Origin of the sequence: Streptomyces sp. NPDC059696 (genome assembly GCF_042733745.1) — a bacterium.
GTDB lineage: Bacteria > Actinomycetota > Actinomycetes > Streptomycetales > Streptomycetaceae > Streptomyces.
Genome location: NZ_JBHWFG010000077.1, coordinates 1 through 4,418 on the forward strand (window position 1 = coordinate 1; position 4,418 = coordinate 4,418).

Here is a 4,418-nt window from a genome sequence, read left to right on the forward strand (position 1 = left end):
CTCGCCAACACAGAGCACACCGCCAGCCCCAACCAATCAACTGATCAGCCCAGCTCAACACACCGAACACCGATCAGATTGAACGAGCCACGACAGCAGGTCGACGTACTGGTAGGTGGCCGCGGTCACGAGGCGTCTCCGTCTTCAGTGGTCTGAGCGGTCGATCCGGGCGGGCGCCCGGGGGCAGGTTCGGGTGGGACGGGAGCAGGCCGGCCGGGCGCGGTCCGGGTGACGAGGGAGGGCGGGGTGCGCCAGTCGGCCGGGGGCGCGGCGGGCGGGATGAGGTCCGGCATTGCGAGCTGCGCGAGGTCGGAGTCAGCAGTCCGGGCGAGTTCGGCCTCGGCCTGCGCACCGGTCAGCGCGCCGAGCCGCTGAGGTGCCTCGGGCTGGTTCACGGCGGCGTAGCGCTCGCGCTGCGAGGCCTCCAGGTCCTTTTTCAAACGGCGTGCGCGAGCGGACCGCGCCCTTCGTACGGCGCTGATCTGTTCGTCGGTGGCCTGGTCGGCCAGGTCCGCAGGACCCAGGTAGCGGCCGGTGGCCGCGTGGTAGACCTCGATGCGGTGGTCGTGGTGGGGCATGAAGCGCACTCGGACCTGGATCCCGGCCTGGCCGGTCATCCACGGCCCCACGTAGTCGCGTCTGCGGAAGCGGATGCCGCGGGTGGTCAGCGTGCGGGTGCCGGCGTCCTCCAGGGTGAACGTCCACAGATCCGTCGCCGGCACGTCCCGCAGCGGGGTGGGATCGTCCTGCCACGCCTCAAGCGGAGTCTTGCCCCGCAACGGAGCCGGGCGGTGCTCGGTGTTCCACCACAGTGTCCAATCCAGCAGCCGGGCGGTGAAGTCCTCGAAGCCGAGCAGCACTTCGTCCTTCGGACGGGAAGCACGCTTACCGGGGCGCGGCTGGCGGGCATAGCCGGGCAGCGCGGCCAGGAACATGCCCTCCACCGCACGGTTCAACCCCTCCACGGTGCCCTTGAGATGGGGGGTGTAGGCGGGCAGGTCCTCCACCGTCACGTCCAACAGATCGAACGCCGCGGTCACCGTCCTCGACAGGAAGTCCTTGCCACGGTCCACCCGCACCTTCTCGGGCAGACCACCGAACGGACCGTAGGGGTCCTCACGCAGGACCGAGGAGCGCAGCGCGGCCAGCACCGACTCCCGCGACGGGTCCCCCGGCGTGACCGCGAGGCCGGTGATCGCGTTCGTCGCGCAGTCGGTGAACCAGGTGATCCACGGCCTGCATGCCTTGCCGTCGACGTCGACCAGCACTGGCGCCTGGACGTGGTCGGTCTCCCACACGTGGTTGCGCCAGGAGCGCGGCCGGGCCAGGAACACATCATGCTTACGCGCCGCCCGCTCCCCTCCCGCAAGCCCAGCCCGCTCCCCCGGCGTCAAATCACGGCGGATCGCCCGGTGCAGCGTCGTCAGCGACGGCGCGTTGGCAGGCGGAGACTGCCTGGCAGCACGCAGCACCAGTTCGCGGTGGACCGCCCGCACGTTCCCCTTCCACAGCGCCAACAGCCCACGGACCTCGGACGTGACCGTGAACCTCGCATCGACCCGGGAGCGTGCGCCGGGGTAGGCGGCTGCGGTCTCATCGCTCTGAGCGGCGGCCAGCCAGCGCCACACCGTGCGCTCCGACACCCCCAGCGCGTCCGCAGCCACCCGCACATGGACTACTGTCAGCTTCTTGGTTGCCCGCAGTGCGAGCAGCCGCCGCACGGCCGGACCGCGCAGCGCCGTCCTCGACTCCGCAGGCAGTCCGCCGTCCGGGCGGATGGCGTCGCCGTCCTTCATGTCAGCTCCCCTCACGCGGGTGGGACGTCGTGTACTTGCTGGTGGCCGGGAGCATGCGATCGCCCTCCCGTCTCTTGCAGGAGCGCTTTCGTTCACAGTGGCGGCGCGACCCGCTTAAACAGCCGCCTCAGCAAGGCCCGGTCGATGGATGCATCAGCGGCGGTGAGCAGCGCGTTCTGCAGGTGCGCGGTCAAAGCGGCCCACGTGCGGAACGTGCCGTGCGCGCACGACTGGTCGATCCACGTCAGTTCCGGGGCCGGGACGGTGCGCCACAGCGGATGGAAGCCGGTCACCACGCTCGTCACTTCCGCTCCGGCCAGGCGTGGAACCTCCTGCCACGCCACCACCCGCGATGCCAGCTGCGGAAGCCGGGCCAGCGCCCGCTCGCTGCCCGCCCCGCACAACACCAGCGTGACCCGGGTGCCGGGGTGGTCCCACAGGCTCTGCAGGTACTCCAGGCACGGCGCAGGAAGGCGCTGCGCCTCGTCGACCACCAGCACCCGCGCCTCAGCCAGAGCCCTCGCGACCGCCGCATCGGCCAGCGCCGACGTGTGCGGGAAGCGGCCCGGCAGCGCCAGCGCGTCGAATACCGCACGCCTCATGCCGGCCACCGACGGGCGCACCGGTACCGGCACCCACGTCACCTTCCAGCCCGGGGGCACTTGACCAAGCGCCATCCGCACGGCCGCGGTCTTGCCTCGGCCCGGGTCGCCGAACACACACACCGCGCCCTGGGTCGCCATCGCCTGCCCGACCGCCTCGGTCACCGCCCGCACCGACGAAGTCCGCACCAGCTTCGCTCCCGCCGGCAACGCCACACCCGCCAGCGCACCGCTCTCCCCCACCGGCAAGCCGCTGGTCGCCACTGGTACGAGACGCGGCAGCCGGCGCGCAGCCACTTTCGCCGCGCCGCCCTCCTGCGGCCCGGCCAGGGCGAGGTCAGCCAGTGCCTGCCGCGTTTGCTGCTCATCCCGCTCCCGCCGCACCACCGCGCGGTCCGGCAGGACCCTTCCGGCCTGAAGGTCCCGGCGCACCACCCGGTGCAACGACGCCAGCGAGGGCACCTCGTCCCCGGCCGCCTTCAGATGCCGGTGCAGCGCTGCAACGTTCCCGCCCGCCTGCGCCAGCACCTCCCACACCTGGTCGGACAACTCCAGCCGGGCCCGCGGTCTGCGCTCGACACGGCCCTCCGTCCGCGCCGCATCCAGCCAGCGCCACACCGTGCGCACATTCACCCCGCCGACCTGGGCGCCCGCACGCACATGCGCCGTCGTCAACGCCCCGGCCGCATCCAGCTCCAGCAGCCGCGCAACCAGCACCGGCCTGGACACCCTCAACCCCACCGTGACCTCACCCCGCGCGCCCGGCTCCCCCACCCCACACCCTTCCGCCCGCGGACACCAACACCCACCACGGTGCAGCCGCGCAGCCCAAAATGGATCAGGAGTGCCGTTCTCAAGACAGCGGAGCGGAGTGGGGTGTACCGCCCCGTGACAGCCGCGGCCGCCGCACGCACCGCCCCACGGCAGTGCTCCCGCCCTTCCTCAACACCCCACCAGCGAAAACGCCCAGTTCTGACGTGCCGTCACTGACACCCACCCACCGACACCAAACCGGCACATCGCAGTCGTACACATACGACAGTGCTGGGCGGCTCGAAACGGTCACCGACCCGGCGGGGAAGGTGAGTTCCTACACCTACGACGGCACCTCGAACCGCATCGCCACGGCGAAGGACGCCCGCAGCATCGTCTACATGAGCAACTCGTACGATACAAGCGGGAGAGTCAAGCAACAGACGCTGACCGAGGGTGCGAAGTACGCCTTCGCCTACACCACCACCGGCACGGGAGAGATCACCGCAACGGAGGTGACCCAGCCGGGCGGCGCCGTGCGTCGGGTGGAGTTCGACCAGGGCTATGGCACCTCCGACACTCAGGCTTATGGCACCGACCTGGCACGCAAGACGGTCTATGAGCGCGGCGCCAACCATCGCGTCGATGCAGTGATCGATCCTTACGGACGGCGCACCAAGTTCTCGTATGACTCCGAGGGCCGTGTCACCGGCGCGACCGAGCTTTCCGGGACCACCGAGGCGCGCTCCACCGGCACCGTGGTCTACGACGGCCCGTACGACCAACCGAGCAGCATCACCGACGCACTCGGCCACACCACGCGTTTCACTCACGAGCCCAATGGCAACCTGGCGAAGATCACCGATCCGGAAGGCCGAGAGACCACCTTTACTTACAACGGTGCCGGGCAGCTCAAGACAGCTACCGACGCCTCGGACGCCGTCACGGCCTACGCCTACAGCAACAGCGACCTCACTGCTGTCACGGACCCTGAGGGCCGCACTACCGCGCAGTTCACCGACAGCGCGGGCCGAACCAGCGCCTTGTTGGACCAGGCGGGCTCCCAGACCACGGTGCTGTTCGACGCGCTCAACCAGCCCAGGGAGATCACCGACCCGCTGGGGCACACCACCGCGCTCGGCTACGACGAGAACGGCAACCTCACCACTCTCACCGACGCCCGCCAGAACACCACCAAGTGGGACTACGACCAGGCCGACCGCCCCAAGACGGCGACCGACCCGCTCGGCGCGCAGGCACTGTTCGA

At 70.4% G+C, this 4,418-nt stretch carries 2 protein-coding genes and 2 pseudogenes; 2 read left to right on the forward strand and 2 right to left on the reverse strand.

The genetic code is table 11. The features are described 5' to 3' along the window. Positions 1 to 125: 125 nt before the first annotated feature. Positions 126 to 1,721, reverse strand: a complete 1,596-nt coding sequence (locus tag ACFV20_RS36510) for a Mu transposase C-terminal domain-containing protein (RefSeq protein ID WP_385665390.1) — start codon at positions 1,719 to 1,721, stop codon at positions 126 to 128. Positions 1,722 to 1,888: 167 nt separating this feature from the next. Continuing rightward, the gene (locus tag ACFV20_RS36515; protein WP_385665388.1) at positions 1,889 to 3,127 is read right to left on the reverse strand and encodes an AAA family ATPase; all 1,239 of its coding nucleotides are present in this window, start codon (positions 3,125 to 3,127) and stop codon (positions 1,889 to 1,891) included. Positions 3,128 to 3,231: 104 nt separating this feature from the next. Between ACFV20_RS36515 and ACFV20_RS36520 the strand changes: the two are divergent. Together ACFV20_RS36520 and ACFV20_RS36525 are read left to right on the forward strand one after the other, a co-directional pair. Continuing rightward, positions 3,232 to 3,480, forward strand: a pseudogene (locus ACFV20_RS36520) (RHS repeat domain-containing protein); the annotation flags it as partial. Continuing rightward, a pseudogene (locus ACFV20_RS36525) lies at positions 3,481 to 4,418 on the forward strand (hypothetical protein); the annotation flags it as partial. It lies immediately after the preceding pseudogene.